Annotated in this window: 19 protein-coding genes; 9 read left to right on the forward strand and 10 right to left on the reverse strand. The window is 43.3% G+C overall.

Annotation, left to right across the window (positions count from 1 at the left end; translation table 11 throughout):
* Positions 1-69: 69 nt before the first annotated feature.
* From C3F22_RS01310 to C3F22_RS01320, 3 genes are all read left to right on the forward strand, one after another.
* A complete protein-coding gene (locus tag C3F22_RS01310; protein WP_104425723.1) occupies positions 70-966 on the forward strand; it encodes an alpha/beta hydrolase in 897 nt (298 codons plus the stop codon).
* Positions 967-1,401 (forward strand): thioredoxin TrxC, encoded by a 435-nt coding sequence (gene trxC, locus C3F22_RS01315; RefSeq protein WP_005233830.1) that lies wholly within the window; start codon positions 967-969, stop codon positions 1,399-1,401.
* A 75-nt stretch (positions 1,402-1,476) separates the two neighbouring features.
* Positions 1,477-1,848 carry an acyl-CoA thioesterase gene (locus tag C3F22_RS01320; protein ID WP_171523022.1) on the forward strand — a complete coding sequence of 124 codons (372 nt, stop codon included), beginning with the start codon at positions 1,477-1,479 and terminating at the stop codon, positions 1,846-1,848.
* 57 nt (positions 1,849-1,905) lie between these two features.
* On the opposite strand, the gene C3F22_RS01325 is transcribed toward C3F22_RS01320, so the two are convergent.
* Both C3F22_RS01325 and C3F22_RS01330 read right to left on the reverse strand, forming a co-directional pair.
* A complete protein-coding gene (locus C3F22_RS01325) occupies positions 1,906-2,409 on the reverse strand; it encodes a DUF4442 domain-containing protein (RefSeq protein ID WP_104425724.1) in 504 nt (167 codons plus the stop codon).
* 27 nt (positions 2,410-2,436) lie between these two features.
* The gene (locus C3F22_RS01330; protein WP_004783667.1) at positions 2,437-2,925 is read right to left on the reverse strand and encodes a YajQ family cyclic di-GMP-binding protein; all 489 of its coding nucleotides are present in this window, start codon (positions 2,923-2,925) and stop codon (positions 2,437-2,439) included.
* Between the two features lie 91 nt (positions 2,926-3,016).
* Between C3F22_RS01330 and C3F22_RS01335 the strand changes: the two genes are divergently transcribed.
* Positions 3,017-3,331 (forward strand): rhodanese-like domain-containing protein, encoded by a 315-nt coding sequence (locus C3F22_RS01335; protein WP_005233835.1) that lies wholly within the window; start codon positions 3,017-3,019, stop codon positions 3,329-3,331.
* Positions 3,332-3,479: 148 nt separating this feature from the next.
* On the opposite strand, the gene mnmC is transcribed toward C3F22_RS01335, so the two are convergent.
* The 4 genes from mnmC to C3F22_RS01355 are packed head-to-tail and all read right to left on the reverse strand — an operon-like array spanning position 3,480 to position 6,893.
* On the reverse strand, positions 3,480-5,387 hold the full coding sequence (gene mnmC / locus C3F22_RS01340) for an FAD-dependent 5-carboxymethylaminomethyl-2-thiouridine(34) oxidoreductase MnmC (RefSeq protein WP_104425725.1): 1,908 nt from the start codon (positions 5,385-5,387) through the stop codon (positions 3,480-3,482).
* Positions 5,388-5,426: 39 nt separating this feature from the next.
* Complete coding sequence (locus C3F22_RS01345) at positions 5,427-5,945, reverse strand: hypothetical protein (RefSeq protein ID WP_005233837.1); 519 nt, start codon at positions 5,943-5,945, stop codon at positions 5,427-5,429.
* Positions 5,946-5,950: 5 nt separating this feature from the next.
* Entirely contained in the window at positions 5,951-6,253 is a 303-nt protein-coding gene (locus tag C3F22_RS01350) for a YciI family protein (RefSeq protein WP_104425726.1), read from the reverse strand.
* 28 nt (positions 6,254-6,281) lie between these two features.
* On the reverse strand, positions 6,282-6,893 hold the full coding sequence (locus C3F22_RS01355; RefSeq protein WP_005233839.1) for a septation protein IspZ: 612 nt from the start codon (positions 6,891-6,893) through the stop codon (positions 6,282-6,284).
* A gap of 44 nt (positions 6,894-6,937) precedes the next feature.
* On the opposite strand from C3F22_RS01355, the gene C3F22_RS01360 reads away from it, so the two are divergent.
* A complete protein-coding gene (locus tag C3F22_RS01360) occupies positions 6,938-7,789 on the forward strand; it encodes a PHP domain-containing protein (protein ID WP_104425727.1) in 852 nt (283 codons plus the stop codon).
* Positions 7,790-7,867: 78 nt separating this feature from the next.
* Here the strand turns inward: C3F22_RS01360 and C3F22_RS01365 are convergent, their stop codons facing one another.
* Together C3F22_RS01365 and radC are read right to left on the reverse strand one after the other, a co-directional pair.
* Positions 7,868-8,779 carry a bestrophin family protein gene (locus tag C3F22_RS01365; protein ID WP_104425728.1) on the reverse strand — a complete coding sequence of 304 codons (912 nt, stop codon included), beginning with the start codon at positions 8,777-8,779 and terminating at the stop codon, positions 7,868-7,870.
* Positions 8,780-8,850: 71 nt separating this feature from the next.
* The gene (gene radC / locus C3F22_RS01370) at positions 8,851-9,546 is read right to left on the reverse strand and encodes a RadC family protein (protein WP_104425729.1); all 696 of its coding nucleotides are present in this window, start codon (positions 9,544-9,546) and stop codon (positions 8,851-8,853) included.
* 113 nt (positions 9,547-9,659) lie between these two features.
* Here radC and coaBC point away from each other — a divergent pair, with 113 nt between their 5' ends.
* A complete protein-coding gene (coaBC, locus tag C3F22_RS01375) occupies positions 9,660-10,934 on the forward strand; it encodes a bifunctional phosphopantothenoylcysteine decarboxylase/phosphopantothenate--cysteine ligase CoaBC (protein ID WP_104425730.1) in 1,275 nt (424 codons plus the stop codon).
* Between the two features lie 225 nt (positions 10,935-11,159).
* Positions 11,160-11,672, forward strand: a complete 513-nt coding sequence (locus tag C3F22_RS01380; RefSeq protein WP_104425731.1) for a hypothetical protein — start codon at positions 11,160-11,162, stop codon at positions 11,670-11,672.
* A gap of 49 nt (positions 11,673-11,721) precedes the next feature.
* On the opposite strand, the gene dusA is transcribed toward C3F22_RS01380, so the two are convergent.
* Positions 11,722-12,744 carry a tRNA dihydrouridine(20/20a) synthase DusA gene (gene dusA / locus C3F22_RS01385; protein WP_104425732.1) on the reverse strand — a complete coding sequence of 341 codons (1,023 nt, stop codon included), beginning with the start codon at positions 12,742-12,744 and terminating at the stop codon, positions 11,722-11,724.
* A gap of 294 nt (positions 12,745-13,038) precedes the next feature.
* Here dusA and C3F22_RS01390 point away from each other — a divergent pair, with 294 nt between their 5' ends.
* Entirely contained in the window at positions 13,039-13,683 is a 645-nt protein-coding gene (locus C3F22_RS01390) for a HEPN domain-containing protein (protein WP_104425733.1), read from the forward strand.
* 6 nt (positions 13,684-13,689) lie between these two features.
* Here the strand turns inward: C3F22_RS01390 and C3F22_RS01395 are convergent, their stop codons facing one another.
* On the reverse strand, positions 13,690-14,877 hold the full coding sequence (locus C3F22_RS01395) for an MFS transporter (RefSeq protein WP_104425734.1): 1,188 nt from the start codon (positions 14,875-14,877) through the stop codon (positions 13,690-13,692).
* 968 nt (positions 14,878-15,845) lie between these two features.
* Here C3F22_RS01395 and C3F22_RS01405 point away from each other — a divergent pair.
* On the forward strand, positions 15,846-16,973 hold the full coding sequence (locus C3F22_RS01405; RefSeq protein WP_104425735.1) for a Re/Si-specific NAD(P)(+) transhydrogenase subunit alpha: 1,128 nt from the start codon (positions 15,846-15,848) through the stop codon (positions 16,971-16,973).
* The last annotated feature ends 5 nt before the right edge of the window (positions 16,974-16,978 follow it).

A 16,978-nucleotide genomic window follows, 5' to 3' on the forward strand; every position in this document is an offset into this window, starting at 1 on the left:
AAACATGATGGCCTAGTTCTGAAAAATTTATAAACGATTACAACTATAAAATAACGCAATGGAGCGCGTATGTACGCCTATACAGTCGAACCACTGTATGTCAAAAGCGGTCAGGAAGTGATTGCTGCGGATTTCTATCGTCCTCAACAAATTGACAAACCAGCTGTGATCCTGATGGCTCATGGCCTAGCGGCTTTACGTCATTTTAAACTGGTGCAATATGCCCAACGTTTTGCCAGTGCAGGTTATGCGGTGGTTCTGTTTGATTATCGCTATTGGGGAGGCAGTACCGGACGTCCGCGTGAACTGGTATCGATCAGTGCTCAAATTGAAGACTGGCGTACAATGATTCAGCATTTGCAGGTACGTAAATCCATTGATGCTAAACGGATTGTGTTATGGGGAACAGCATTGAGTGGCGGGCATGTACTGACATTGGCCGCAGAACTAAAAAATATTCAGGCGGTAATGGTACAGGTCCCCTTTGTAGATGGGGCAGAAAGTGCCAAACTTTATCCTTTGCAGCAATTGCCTAAAGCCTTGAAGATTTCCAGTCAGGATTATATGGGGGCAAAGGTAGGAAGAGCTCCCAAGACCTTACCTGTGGTTGATCGTCATGAACTCTGTTTTATGCCGACGCAAGATAGCTACGAAGGATATTTATCGATTGTGAATCCAGATTATTACTGGAGTGGCCATATCCCAGCCCGGGTATTCTTTAAATTGATGCGCTACCGTCCTATTCAGCAAGTCCGCAAAATCACTATTCCTGTCCTGTTTATCGCAGCACAACAAGACAGCCTGATTCCCATTGAAGCTAGCCGGGAAACCGCAACCAATATTGCACCATTTGTACAATATCATGAGTGGAATATGCGGCATTTTGATATTTATCATGGTGAATGGTTTGAAAAAGCAGTCTCGACCCAATTAGAATTCTTACATCAACATATTGGAGTGCGCTAGATGATCATTGTATGCCCGAATTGCCAGGCTAAAAATCGTGTGCCTGAAGAAAAATTAACGGCCGATCCAGCATGTGGTCAGTGTCATCAAGCTTTGGTTCCACTGACGCCGATTGAGCTAAATGAACAGAACTTTAGTCAGTTTGTCACCCATAGTGATCTTCCCATTCTGATTGATCTATGGGCAGATTGGTGTGGTCCATGTAAAATGATGGCACCACATTTTGCTGCTGTGGCAAAAGAAAATCCACGGGTGGTATTTGCTAAAATTGATACCGAAGCCAATCCGCGATTAAGCTCAGCATTTAATGTGCGTAGTATTCCGACGCTGGTTTTGATGAATAAAACCAATGAAATTGCTAGAATAAGCGGTGCATTACGTTCAAGCGAACTACAAAAGTGGCTTGATCAGCAGTTAAATAATGCTCAATCCTAATTTAAAAAGCCTGGAGTTCAAGTGACAGATTCTCATATTAAACCAGAGGGAGTACTTTCCCTGCAGACGATTGCAATGCCTGCGGATACCAACTGGAGTGGAGATGTATTTGGTGGCTGGATTGTTTCACAAATGGACTTGGCGGGAGCAATTCATGCAGAGCGCTTTAGTAAAGGACGCTGTGCAACGATTTCGATTAACCAGATGACCTTCCTGGTTCCTGTGAAAGTCGGCGATGTCATTAGCTGCTATACCAAAATTCTAAAAGTTGGTAATACCTCAATCCAGATGCAAATCGAAGTATGGGACAGTCATGATAACTCACGTGCACCTGTACGCGTGACTGAAGGGGTATTTACCTTTGTCGCAGTGGATGTCAAAGGCAATAAACGTCCAATTCCGGATGAAGCAAAACAGAAATTTGCAGAATCTCAGCAGAACTCATAATTCTTTAAATAAGAAATCCCAGATCATTGATCTGGGATTTTTTTGTCTGTATTGAAATTAGGCTGGCTTCAACTGATTCTTGGCAATCCAAGCCCAGAGCATCTCGCATTGAATCGGTGCTTCACCAGATTCATCAGTTACAATAACTTGTACTAGCGTTTCACCTTTTTCTGAACTCTGCATGAGTTCTTGTTGTTCAGGAGTTAAAGTAGCTACTGCAGTCATGGCGCCTTTAGTTGGACGCTTAAAGTCTACTTTTAGGCTTTTAATCAAAACCACTGCGCTGTCAGGTACATTCATTGCAGTCACAAAGCCGGTTGCTGTTTCTGCCAACAGTGCCATGGCACAGGCATGAATCTGACCGATATGGTTCTGCATGGCTTTATGATTGACCATACTCACCACAACTTTGGATGCACTGACTTCCTGATAGCGAATCTTGGCAGAGCCAACCATTGGAACCACTCGGCCAAAGGTCTTACTCAATAAAGCAGTACGCATACCTTGCGGTAATCTTGATGTCGCTTTGACCAGTTTGGTCAGTCGGTTGCTCTTTGTCATAATTCTATCTACAGACGTTGAGATATCTTAGTCTTTAAAGTTGTTGAACTGTAAAGGCAGACCGAATTGTTGTTCTTTCAGGAATGCCATCACTTGTTGCAAGGTATCGCGTTTTTTATCAGTCACACGAATCTTGTCGCCCTGAATAGAAGATTGCACTTTAATACCGCTTTCTTTAATGGCCTTATTAATTTTTTTTGCTGTATCTGAGTCAAGGCCATCTTTAAGCTTGATCACCTGAACTACATTTTTGCCTGAAGCGGTCATTTTTTGTGGATCTAGTGCCTGAATATCCACTTTACGCTTGAAGAAATGGTTTTCCAGCATGGTATACACTTGCTCACATTGGAAATCACTTTCTGTGCTAATTTTGATTTCCTTGTTTTTTTCATTCAGTTCAATGGAAACATCCTGTCCACGGAAATCGAAGCGGGTTGCAATCTCTTTTTGGGTATTTTGAACTGCATGATTTACTTCAAAAATTTCTAATTCAGAAACAATATCGAAAGAAGGCATAGTTTAGACCTTTACAAAGGGAAAGAATATCTGAGATGCTAGGGATGTTTTCTTCATTTGCCAAGTGTTGTTTACATCAAAGGAGTGCGCAATGATCCGTAAACAAGAAATTACAACATTTGAGTTCCCAGAAAATGCTGTAATCTGGGATGTACGAGATGCAAGTGCTTATGCTGAAGCACACGTGAAAGGGGCAGTCAATCAGCCTATTAACGATCTTTCAGCAGATAGCCTGACTCAGGTGTCAGCGGATCAACCGATTTATATTTTATGTGGTGGTGGGAGTAAAGCTCCACGTGCAGCTGAAAAATTAGAAGGTTTTGACAGCTCACGTGAATATGTCATCCTGATGGGTGGTACTCGTGCTGCTCGTGATGCAGGTATGCCACTGGAACAAGGCGCATAATTGACCTTGTGAAAAAAAGCGCCGTCAGGCGCTTTTTTGTTGTCTAGATTTCTTCAAAGCCCCTTTTTTTAAAGAGGGGGTTAAACTCTTTCTAAAATCTCTCCCTTGCGGAACAGTGTTCCTCCCCCTTTATTAATGGGAAGGCTCTTTAATCTTGAGGCTTAAAATAAGGCTTCTTGGCTTTTACCTTCTTTTGAAAACGTGTCACGTCGAGTTTCTTTACCAAGTTCGAAGGTGCGGGGCAGGCTTCCCCTAAAATTTGGGCTGCCAGAATTTCACTACACAGTGGTGCAAATAGAAAACCTTTGGAGCCGAGACCTGCAAAACTGTAAATCTCTTCATCTGCTTTCATTTTTCCGAGTAAAGGAAAATAATCCTGACTCTGTGCGCGTACTGCTGCTCGACCTTGCCAGGTTTCGGTAGAGGGTAATAACTGTGCATATTCAGGAAAGACACTGTGGATAAGTTCATAATTATGCACATGATCTTCTATTAAGACTTCTGCATCATCCCGGCCTGGATAGAATGAAGCACCCAAAATCAGTTGTTCGGGATTGAGCTGCATACAGTAACCGCCATAACTATAGGCTGTATCCTGATTTAAGGGCTGATCGTGATTATTGACCCAGCTAACCTGTCCACGAATCGGTTTCAGGAGTGGATAATTTTTAAAGAATTGCTGGGTATCACGTGCGGTACATACAATGATGTGATCAAACTTGCCTAAGGATTGTTGATCTGCAAATAACTCAGGTTGAGTAGTAGTTTCAATATGGTTAATTTTAGCCTGTACATATTGAATAAGAGGATGCTGCAAAATTTCATCACGCAGTTGATGAGGTGAAACTGTGCCCGCTGCTAACAACTTTAAAGCTGGAAATTCAGTTTGAATCTCTTGGTCTGTTGCACTTTGAGCAGCAAGAATGTCTGCGGGATATTCATCTGCTAATCCTAAAAGCTGTTCAGGATTTTTTAAGGCAAGCTGATTGACCTGAATTGAGCGAAAAGCTTTAAATTTCTGATAATGATTTAAGGCATGCTGCCAGGCCACCGTCATCAGATGTTCAGCACTTTGCTCAACTGGACACAGTTTAGGATTAAGCAGGGCAAGGGGATTACCGGAACCGCCTGAAAGAGGCGCTGACTGGTCGTAAATCGTGACTTGATGACCACGCTGAGCGAATGCCAATGCCGTACTTAGACCTGCGATTCCAGCGCCAATCACAGCGATTTGACGAGGTCTGGTAGGACTCTCTAGATCTGGTTCAGTTTTTTTCTGAGCAATTTCCAGCTCTAAAACCGTTTCACTGTCTTTATTTTTTTCAACAGGATTCCAGATCGCTTTCAGCATTTCACGTTTATGGCCAAACCCACGTGGACGGGAAATGGAGATTCCATGCTGTTTTAAACCACGCTTTAAGACACCTGCAACACTGAAAGAAGCAAAAGTCGTTCCGATCTCGGATAAACGCACGATGTTATTTAAAACATTTTCTTCCCACATGTCCGGATTACACGAAGGTGCGAAGCCATCTAGAAACCAGGCATTAACTGGTGCAGTTTTTTCAATAACAGGAAAGACATCATGTGCATCTCCCAGCCACAGATCCAGACTGAAACGCTCTTCAGGAAAGCTGAGACGATGACAACCGGCAATCGGCATTGGATATTGGGAAATGAGTTGATCTGCTAGTGGTTTCAATTCTGGCCAAGCATTTAAGGCGCGAACTAGATCTGCTTTAGAAAGCGGAAATTTTTCTACTGAAATCGCATGCAGATGACTTTGATTATTCGGACGAACCTGTTGCCACAGCTGCCATAACGCCAGAATATTTAAACCCGTACCAAAACCCGTTTCACCGACACAGAAATATGCAAAAGGTTTTAAATCGGCCAGGCGGGTACTAAGGTCATTACCATTTAAAAAGACATGCCGGGTTTCCAGCAATCCATTGTCTTTGGAAAAATACACATCACCAAATTGCTTGGACACAGGCACATCAATGCCATCCACTAATTGCCAATCCAGATCGGCAGTTTGAATTGCATACGACAAAACGGGTACAACCTTAAAGATATTTGTAAAGCTTATAGATTACCACTGACGGCGACGTTTGGTATAAACATAGCTCGCAATCAGAAAGCCAAGTAATACACCGACCGCCAAAGTTGCAGCACCGTAGAGAAACATCTGGGCACTACGTTCACTTTGCAGGACCTGTACCTGAACCCCGAGATTGTCGTTCTTGAGCTGCAATTCCTGATTTTGTGACAGGGCTTCCAGATTGGCTTTTTCCAGTTGCTGTAGACGCGTTGCCTGATCTTTGACTAAAGCTTTGACTTTGGCATCTTGCTGGGCTTTCTGCTTGGCAATTTCTTCTGCAGTGAGCGGCTTTTTCTCAGTCGGCTGAACAGTCTGAGCAGTTGTCGCAACTGCCGGAATAATTCCAGCCTGCTGTGCAGAAGTGCCCTGAGCAGGTGCTTGCGTGGTAACAGCTTGAACAAGAGTAGCTGCTGGCTGTGTAGCCGGGGCAGCTGGAGCAGAAACTTCAACAGCCCAGGCAGAAGGAATCATGAAACAAAAGCCAATGAAACTGGCGGTAACAGCGCGCATGAACCTTATCCTTTAGGAAATGCTTTGTTAAATGGTTTCACATCAATATGCGCGTATACACCTTCTTTCAGGAATGGCTCATCCTGTAACCATGCATCCAGTGCTTCACGACTGTCAAAATCAACGATGATGGTACTGCCATAGAAACCGGCTTGTGGATTGGCTGGATCTTTAGGCATGGCACCTGCAACAATCAGACGGCCTTCAGTATCTAACTGTTCCAGACGTGCAAGATGTTGTAGACGAATCGCAAGGCGTTTTTCAACTGTACCTTCCTGGTCGGTACAGCTAACGACGAATAATGGCATGATGACTCTCTATCGTTTGTAGTTGGACTTATTCAGCTGTTCTAAAGTATTTGCGCAATACAATAAACTGAATAATGATAAAGGAAAACATCACAATCATGTCACCGAATGCAGTAAATTCGCCCCAATATTTTCCATCCATCCATAAATAAGCGAAGAAAGTATGCAGAAATGACATGAGGGTGAACATACCGACCCAGGCATAGTTTAATTTAAGCCAGCCTTTGGCGCTCAAATTAAATACCGGACCGAATAGGCGCTGGATGAGTGGCTTCTTATCTTTGCTAAACCATGGCGATAACAGGAAGACACCAGCGAAAACCAGATTCAGTAATACAGCTTTAAGACGGATATAGAAATCGTCGCTGAGCATCAGGGTAATACCACCGAAGATCACCGTCATAAACAGAACGATCCATTGCTGTTTGTCCAGGCGGAATTTTTGCATGACAAATAACGCACCATAAACCACCAGCATGGAAATGATCAGACCCGTAGTTGCAACGAGAATATTGTTATTGTCGACACCCCCCGCAGAACCGATCAATTGTAAAAGTTGATGGTCAGTGTCTTTTGGATCTACAGTTTTATATAAATAAAAGAAAATAATGAGTGGCACAAAGTCTAAAAGTGCTTTCATGTTAGAGTATCTAAATCTGATCAAATAAATGTCATAGTATAGAGATGCACGGCGTAGATTTACATACACATAGTAATATTTCTGATGGAACTTTGAGTCCTCAGCAATTGGTCGAAGCGGCTGCGGACAAACTTATCCATACTTTGGCCCTCACTGATCATGACACCATGGACGGTTTGGTGCTGGCTGAAGAAGCTGCCAAAAATCATGAGATTAAGATAATTTCTGGAGTCGAGATTTCCAGCCAGTGGTCACGTCCAGCGACCAAGAAAAATTATGGCGTACATATTGTGGCACTCAATGTTCAGAATCCTGAGCCGTTACAAAAAGCCCTCAATCAGCAGAAGATCATTCGTGCCGAACGCTCTAAACAGATCTGTGATCTTCTGGTTCCTTTAATAGGCCAGGATATTTATGCTGACGTGATTGCCAAAGTTGACAATATTCCTGATCGGGTTACCCGAACCCATATTGCCAAAACGCTGGTAGAAAAAGGCATTGTGACCCGTCCACAGCAGGCCTTTGATAAGTACATCAAGGAAGGTAAAAAGGCTTATGTCAAATTTGATGGTCTGGGTCTGGAAGAAACCATTCAGGTGATTCATGACAGCGGTGGCTTTGCCGTGCTAGCTCATCCGACCCGTTATGACTTATCAGCGACCAATATTCGCTATCTGATCGAGATCTTCGCCAAGTTTGGCGGAGATGCGGTGGAGTTACCACCCGCCATTGATCCGAGTTCAACCCGTCAGATGGTCGACCGGATGATTGCAGAGCAAGGCCTTAAAGTATCAATAGGAAGTGATTTTCATGGCGACAATATGCCTTGGGTTAAACTGGGCCAAGTCCCAAGCCTAAAACCAGGGCAGATCGGGATCTGGGAGAGTTTTGTTTAATGCGTTAAGCAGTAGTCGCAACACTGCTACCCATTCCAACGTGAAGGAATTCTTTCTTTGAATAAGAGAGGTAACCTATTAAAGCAAATTATTATCTCGAGCCTGAATCGGTGGTGGTGTCGGTTTACCTAAAGTTCCCAAGAGTTCAATTTCAATAGTGCGAACCATAGAATCAAGTGGTAAGTCATTGCTTTGTGTACCAAAAGGCTCTTCAATTTCTGAGCTTAAAGCATCCAGTCCTAGGAAGGTATAAGCGAGAATGCCGACCAGAAAAGGGGTGAATAAACCTAAGGTTGCACCAAGGCTAAACGGCAGAATAAAACAGAAGAAATAAACAGTACGATTCAACAGAACTGAATAAGCAAAAGGTAAAGGAGTCGTCGCAATCCGGTCACAACCCGTCTGCACAATACTGAGTTCTGCGACATGATTATTCATCTGCATATAAATGATGTCAGAGATTTCACCTTCTTTGAGAGCCTGCATCAGCTCCCATTGGATCAGACTTAAAGTATATTGCGGGGCATTGGCCTGTTGATAAAGCTGGGTAATCGCCTGCTGGCTCATCCCACTGGTTTCCACCAGCTCAGTCGGATTGGCTGTCTGATGGCGTAAACGGTCACGCAGGACATTTGCGAAAACGATGACATGCTGAATCACACGTTCACGACGACCTTGGGACAACATCCGGCAGTCACGGTCAAAATGACGTGCATTGGCAATCAGAATACCCCAGAGTTTACGTGCTTCCCACCAGCGGTCGTAACAGGCAGTGTTTTTAAATCCGAGAAAGATAGACAGCACTACGCCAATGAGGGTAAAGCCGACGAGAGGGAGTTCTGGAAAATGAAAATAACCTACACGTGAAAAACCACCAATAATGGCTGAAATCAGCATGACCACGCCTAAAGGAGGTAAAACCTTAGGTAAAATCGTTCCTCGCCAGGAAAATAATAATTTAAAAACGTTCTGCTGGTCACGTACGATCATTTATTGGAATCATCACAATTTTTTTCATGATCTTCTTGAGTTGCAGCTGCTTTGTCAAGTGCTATTCCCCCTTAGGTTTCAGGTTTGATGAGTTGCTGCTCAGCAAAGGAAAAACTGCCTTCCAGAGCAATAATACAATGATCAATTAAACGGATATCGACCAGTCGACATGCCTGTTGAATCTGGCGGGTCAGATACAGGTCAGCCTTAGAAGGAGTGGCTTGGCCCAAGGGGTGATTATGCGCAATCACAATTGAAGTTGCCTGTTGGGTAATGGCATATCTGAGCAACTGATTAATTGAAATATCACATGCATTCACAGAGCCATAAAACAGCTTTTTAAATGCAATTTTCCTTAAACTGGCGTCCAGACACAGGACCGCGAACACTTCCTGATTTTCACCCAATAATTCGAAACGTAAATAATCCCGCAGTCTTTTTGAATTACTTAGTTCTAAGGCATCCTGTTTAAGATGCTCGGCAATATAACACCGTCCTAATTCTTTAACCGCCATCAGTTGGGTATATTTGCTGATACCCATACCATGAAACTGACTGACTTCCTGTAAGGGTGCATCGAGTAAAGCAGTTAAATGGCCAAAATGTTGAATCAGTAGTCGGGCTAATTCTACGGCTGAATGCTGTTGTGAACCTGATCGGAGAAAAATGGCCAGCAGTTCCGCATCAGATAAACTTTCTGCCCCAAATTGAATTAAACGTTCCCGCGGCCGTTCCAGTTCAGGCCAGTTTTTGATTGAAAATCGCATAGTTATTAGACTTATTTATTATGAATTATGAGTTTTCCCTGAAGCTGATCTCTTGGGAATGCAATTATTTAATGCTATTGTGAGCCCCACTGCAACAGAAAGGTAAGCTGTTCGTGAGCTTTGATCTAAGTGTAATTCCTCATAAAAATATCATTTTAGCAGTCACTGGTGGTATTGCTGCCTATAAAAGTGCCATTCTGGTTCGCCGTCTGAAAGATGCCGGGTTTAATGTGCGGGTTGTCATGACTCAAGGCGCACAGGCTTTCATTACTCCTTTGACCTTTCAAGCTTTGTCAGGCAATCCGGTACATACCGAGTTGCTGGATCCTGAAGCAGAAGCGGGCATGGGGCATATCGAGCTGGCACGTTGGGCTGATCTGTTGTTGGTAGCGCCAGCCAGTTGCGACACGCTGGCAAAATTTGCTGCAGGTCTTGCAGATGATTTGCTCAGCACTTTGTATCTGGCTACCAATGCACCGGTCTGGGTAGCACCAGCGATGAACCAGCAGATGTGGGCTGCCAAAGCGACACAGCGTAATCTGGCGACTTTGATTGAAGATGGCGTACATGTGATTATGCCGAATGCCGGTTCGCAAGCCTGTGGTGATGTAGGCTTGGGACGTATGCCGGAACCGGAAGATCTGGCACGTCAGGTCACTGAGTATTTTCATAAGGCACAGCGCGCGATTGCAGAAAAATTTGGCATGCTGGCGGGCAAGCAAGTCACGATTACAGCTGGTCCGACCCGTGAAGCGATTGATCCGGTACGTTATATTTCCAACCATAGTACCGGGAAAATGGGTTTTGCATTGGCAGCAGCCTGTTATGCAGCTGGAGCGAATGTGACCCTGATCGCTGGTCCAGTAAGCCTAGATACACCTAATGGCGTCAAACGTAAAAATGTTTCTTCTGCAGTACAAATGCTGAATGAAAGCATGCAAATGCTGGAGCAGGGTTGTGACATCTTCATTGCGACCGCTGCAGTAGCTGATTATCGTGTCGCACAGATAGCTGAGCATAAGATCAAAAAAGCAGGCGATGAGCTGAATGTTGCTTTAATAAAGAATCCGGATATTGTGGCGACTATTGCAGAGCAGGAAAAACGTCCATTTATGGTGGGCTTTGCTGCAGAAACCCGAAATATTGAAGAATATGCAGCGGGCAAACTGGTGGCTAAAAAACTGGATATGATTGCCTGCAATGATGTTTCGCGTGCGGATATTGGCTTTGCATCCGATGAAAATGCCATGACGGTATTCTTTGCCGAACACTATCATCTGGATAAGCGTGATCTGGACAAGGCCTCTAAACAGGAAATTGCCCAGCAGTTGGTTGAAGCGATCCATGATGCCTTGCACCATGATCCTGCTGCAGAAGATGATTTTTAAGTTTTAAATGACGGTTAAAGCCCTGACTGGTTTAGGGCTTTTTATTACCAGTTTTTTAGTATTAAGTTAAAAAAAATCGGTATGACGTAAAAATAAAAACGACTTTATAGACTAAGGATTTATTCATTCATTTATTTAAAAAAAGTGTAAAATGGATCACAGAATAATCCAAAGATGAAAAGTTTTACACATCTGTAAAGCAGTGAGAGAACACAAGGGGGCGGGATGAAAAAAATCATAATGATATTGATGATCGCCTGTCTGGCTGGATGCAGCTATTTTGTATCGATTGATGAACTGGCCAAAAATATTCAAGGGCAAATGCAGCAAGAATTTAATGCCAATCCCAATTATCAGCATTATCGTCTGACTGTGGTAAATGTAAAAATCCGCCATCGCAAAGGCAATGAGTTTGAAGCAGTTTCACATCTGAATTATCAGGGCAATGAATATCCCATTAATGTCAAAATTTCAAAGGTGAATGGTGGTTATAGCTGGGCCATTGAAGATGATGCTTTTGCCTTTATCGATGAAATCGAGATTGAGAAATATCGTCAGCAACTGGATCGTGAACTGGAACAGCTAGCTTCATCACTCGATGATCTGGAACCTGTGAATGAACCTACCAGCATTGAGTTAGGGCCAGATGTCCGCCCAGTTACAGAACCTGTCCTGCAAGCGGCTTCCTATGATGAAGAACCGATTCCGGTCGGAAATATTACGGCCTATACCCACTAATTTTTATTTTAGGTCATCAAAAAGCACCGGATCTCGGTGCTTTTTGATTTTAAGGCTGAACTTGATGTTCACGCAGATAATCTTCAGTGCGCTGCATGGCTTCCTGAATATTCGATAATGCTGTTTCTACATCTTTTAGCGTTTTGGCATTGCCACCACTTAAAGCCTGACGCCATTTGCGTGCACCTGGCAAGTTTTGGAATAAACCTAAAATATGACGGGTAATAATCGACAAGGGGGCACCTTCAGCCATACGTTGGGCAATATAAGGCAGCATCTGTTGCATGATCTCAAAACGGTCCGGTGCTTCGAGATTCCATAGTTGCCCCAGCTCAGCTAACAGGTACGGGTTGTGATAGGCTTCGCGGCCAATCATCACGCCATCAACATGCTTGAGATGTTCAAGCGTGTCTGCGTAGGTTTTAATCCCGCCATTTATTTCAATGGTCAGTTCCGGACGGTCCTGCTTCAGGCGGTAAACATCTTCATAGCGCAGTGGCGGGATTTCACGGTTTTCTTTAGGTGAAAGACCTTGGAGTAAAGCAATTCGCGCGTGCACGATGAAATTATCGCAACCGGTTTTGGCGACCGTATCCACAAAATGCAGCATTTCTTCATAAGAATGCATGTCATCAATACCAATGCGGTGTTTCACACTCACCGGAATATCAACGGCATTACGCATTGCATCAATACATTCCGCGACTAGATCAGGTTCGGCCATCAGGCAGGCACCGATTTTATTATTTTGTACCCGGTCACTCGGACAGCCGACATTCAGGTTAACTTCATTGTAACCCCAGTCCTGAGCCATTTTAGTACAAGTTGCCAGATCTTGAGGATTGGAACCGCCGAGCTGTAACACAATCGGATATTCTTCTTTATTGAAGTCCAGATGGCGTTTAGCATCGCCATGAATGATGGCACCTGTCGTCACCATTTCGGTATATAAAATGACATTTGGATTAAACAGGCGCGCAAAGAAACGATAATCTTTGGTGGTCCAGTCCATCATCGGCGCAACACTGATGCGAGGTTGAAGTTTGTTTTCAATGGTGCTGAGATCAGTCATTCAAAATCACGCCTTAAATGAAATGGAAGAGAAATAGCAGTACAAGAATGAGCAGGAATTGCTGGAAATCTGCTCAAAAAAGCAGTACTGCAAAAAGAGGGCGTAATACTAGCATAAAATTTGCATGACCAAAGGCTGAACTGCATGAGGATCTATAACTGTCATTCCAATAAAGCTATTTAACAAGAGAAATTGTGGGAATTGAAAAAATAAACTCCCAGTCATTCTGCAATGCTATATTTTGAGATATTTAAGATTAAGATAAAGAAAACGAAATAAATAAGGAGAATAACGATGCTCATGTTGGAGGAGATTTATAAAAGCAAAAAACCTCAGCATTCAGACTATTTTAATTTACGGATTCAACGGGGACTTAGCTGGTTTAAAAAAGCATTAGAGCTGGATGAGGAACTAGAGTTTAAGTTTATTAGCCTGTGGATCAGTTTTAATTCGATCTATGCACAAGAGACAGAGATTCGTCAGGATCAACAAAGTCTGCATCAATTTCTGGAAACCCTCTGTCAAAAAGATGTGGAACGAAAACTTCAGCATATTGTCTGGGAAAAATACAGCCAGCCAATTTCTGCACTGCTGGATAGCGCTTATACCGATCAAGGTTTCTGGGATTATCGTCATCATAAAATCAGTCTGGAAAGCTGTCGCGAAGCATTAAATCAGCAAAAACAAAAAATACAAAAGGCTGTACAGGAACGGAATTTAAGTGAAATCTTATTGGTGATTTTTAACCGTCTTTCCACCTTGCATTATCAGCTTATGCAGGGCGGTGTGACTTATCAGAGCTCGTTTAACGTCAAGCAACTTCAAGACAGTTGCCGGGTTTTGGCCGGGTTACTATCCACTTTTATCTGCATCCTTTTGGAAAATGCAGCGACTTGGGATTCGGGTAAACCTTATTACCCAGTCGTACAAGTCAGCTAAATTTGTTTAAGCTTTTGCTCGATGCTGCTGCCATTGATCAATTAGTGCAAACAGGGTGGCGCATAGTGCCAAGCCAAGTCCAAACAGACAGGTCATGCTCCAGCCACCATGATGCCAGGCATAAACCCCCAAGGCAGAACCACAGGCACCACCAATAAAATACAGCGTCATGTAAATAGAGTTCAGGCGTGATTTGGCATCCGGGCGCAAGCGGAAAATCACGTTCTGATTACAGCTATGAGTAATCGCCAGGCCTAAGTTAATCAGGGCATAGCCTAGAATATAACTGAGCAGAGACACGCCACCAAAATATAAAAATAGCCAGCTTCCTGCCAAAATTGAACAGCCAATCCAGGTCAGGATCTTGATATAGCCACGATCCGCCCATTTGCCAATAACCTGAGTCGACAGCGCACCAAAAACACCAACTAGTGTTACTAGGCCCACCATCACATCAGAAAGATGAAAAGGTTTCTGGGTCAGCAGCAGGGCAATGGTTGAAAACAGCATGCTCATGGCTGCAAATGCACATGCACCAATCAGGGAGCGTAAGCCCAGTCGCGGTTCCTCACGCAGTAGCATACCCATGGATTTAAAAATTGCTGCATAGCTGATACGCATACGCGGCATGCTAGGCAATTGTCCTTTTAAGTAAAAGCCCAAAACCAGCAGTGCCATACTGCTGAGCGCATAAATGGTTTTCCAGTGAAACAGGTCTGAAAGAAGTCCGGCAATACTGGTCGACAATAAGATACCGACTAATAAGCCACTCATAAGAAAACCGACCACTTCTCCGGTTTTTTCAGGTCGGACAGCCATCGTAGCTAATGGAATCAGAATCTGGGCAGCAACAGAAAATAGCCCGGCAATGATAGTTCCCACCCAGAGCATCGGCAGGTTGACTGCTGTGGCACAGATCAGCAAGCCTAATGCGGCACCAAACATCAAAAAAGGAATGAGTCTGGACTTATTCAGCATGTCTCCCAAAGGCACAATAAACAGCAGGCCCAAGGCATAAGACACCTGCGCAAAGGTCACGGTCAGCGCCACTTGGGATTCTTGTACCTGGTAATATTGCTGAATTGAGGAGATGAGCGGTTGGCAATAATAGTTTGCACCTGCACATAAACCACATGCGATCGCCATCAGCCATAACAGGGATTTATTTTGACTGATATCGAGAGGAGGAGTCATGGCAAGTACCTTAAGCTCAGGGAGAATTTTTATAAAGCACATCAAAGATGATGCATAAGTTGCAGGCACTATAGGCGAAAACCCGTCAGGATAAAAGTAGAAAAATAGTGCAAAGTGCTCGAACTCATAGAAGAGAAATGCCAAAAAAAAGTACGTTTCTGAATTGAGAAGAGATGAAAATTCGCTAGAAATTTAACTTTTTCACTTGAGAAAATGGACTTGGAAGCGCTTTGTATTAAGTCATCTTATTTAAAACCAAGTGACAGAGATCAATCTGAATCAGTGATTGCCCAAAATTGGTGCAAAATGAAGAATTTGTAAATCTGACAGTGGACTGAGTATTAATATAATAAATGTTGCAGAATATTTTTTTCATCTATTTCAGGCAAGTCTTAAGACTTGAGCTGAATAAGTCGAATAAGTGAATCCCAAATCAATTTTTTCATCATCAATTCATATTTTTTATGAGTGAAAAATGAAAAAGTTATAGGAAAACGGTATTTTTAGGTCTTAAAAATGAATATTCCAAAGTAGATTAAATTTGTCAAAAAGGTCAAAAACAGAAAACTGCCCTAGAAAAGTGTCTTAATTTAGGCTTTATCAGTTCATTTGAAATAAAGATTTGCTGAGTAGAAAAAATGAAATATCTGTCAGAATGATCAATGTAACAAAATAAAACAAAAAGTAATCTAATAAAAAATAACCAGGAAAATAGTCATCGTTCAAGAGAATGAATATCGTTTATAAATTCAGCAAATCAAAATAATCAGGCTGAACTAATAAATGGTATATGACAGCATCATTTTTATGAATCATCAGTTCAAAATATGGGTATTTATTAAATAAATAATAGGTAGTAATTTCTAGAAGTTTAATTAGAATCCAAAAATTCAACAAAAACACATCCTGAGGGGAAGCACCGTAAATCACGGTGTTTACTTAAGAAAAAATTAGCTTGAGGGACGCTCATGCAGATTGGAATTCCAGCCGAAACTGTCATCGGTGAAAATCGCGTCGCTGCGACGCCTGAGACAGTAAAGAAATTGATCAGCGCTGGTCATAGTGTGGTGATCGAGCGTGGAGCAGGTGTTAAAGCTGCCTACATCGACAGTGCCTATGAGCAAGTTGGTGCCAAAATTACGGATGATGCCTACACCGGTAGCCAGATAGTTTTGAAAGTTCGTGCACCGAAAGGTGAGGAAATTCAAAAGCTGTCAGCCAACACCACGGTTGTAGCGATGTTTGACCCATACCGCAATACCGAGCTTGACCAGTTCGCGGCACAGAATGTGTCTGCATTTGCTCTTGAGCTTTTGCCACGTACTTTGTCACGTGCGCAAAACATGGACGTATTGTCTTCGCAAGCGAACCTTGCAGGTTATAAATCAGTGCTTTTAGCTGCTGCTGAATATCAGCGCATGTTCCCGATGCTGATGACAGCGGCAGGTACGGTAAAACCGGCTCGTGTCGTGATCATGGGTGTCGGGGTAGCAGGCCTTCAAGCAATTGCAACAGCGAAACGCCTGGGTGCAGTCGTAGAAGCAACTGACCTTCGTCCGACTGCCAAAGATCAGGTTGAGTCTTTGGGTGGTAAATGGCTAGACGTACCGATGTCTCCTGAAGAGCAGGCACGTGCTGATGAAGCAGCTAAAAACGGTTATGGCTGGATGCCAGGTGAACAGTACATCAAAGACCAGGCAGCGATTGTCGATAAAGCGGTATCGAATGCTGATATCGTGATTACCACTGCATTGTTACCAGGTCGTGATGCACCACGCTTAATCCGCGCTGAAACCGTAGCCAAGATGAAGCCAGGCTCAGTGATTCTGGATATGGCAGTGGAATCAGGCGGTAACGTGGAAGGTTCTAAGTGCGGTGAAACTGTTGTGACTGAAAATGGTGTGAAGATTCTCGGTGTGCCAAATATTCCATCAACGGTATCGACTGAAGCGTCAGCGCTTTATGCACGTAACGTCTATAACTTTGTTGAAACACTTTTTGATGCAGACAAGAACTTTGTCCTGAATCAGGAAGATGAAATTCAAAAAGCCCTACTTGTCACTCACGGCGGCCAAGTGCTGTTAAAACGTGGTTAAGGAGC

Source organism: Acinetobacter sp. ACNIH1, from assembly GCF_002934695.1.
GTDB lineage: Bacteria > Pseudomonadota > Gammaproteobacteria > Pseudomonadales > Moraxellaceae > Acinetobacter > Acinetobacter variabilis.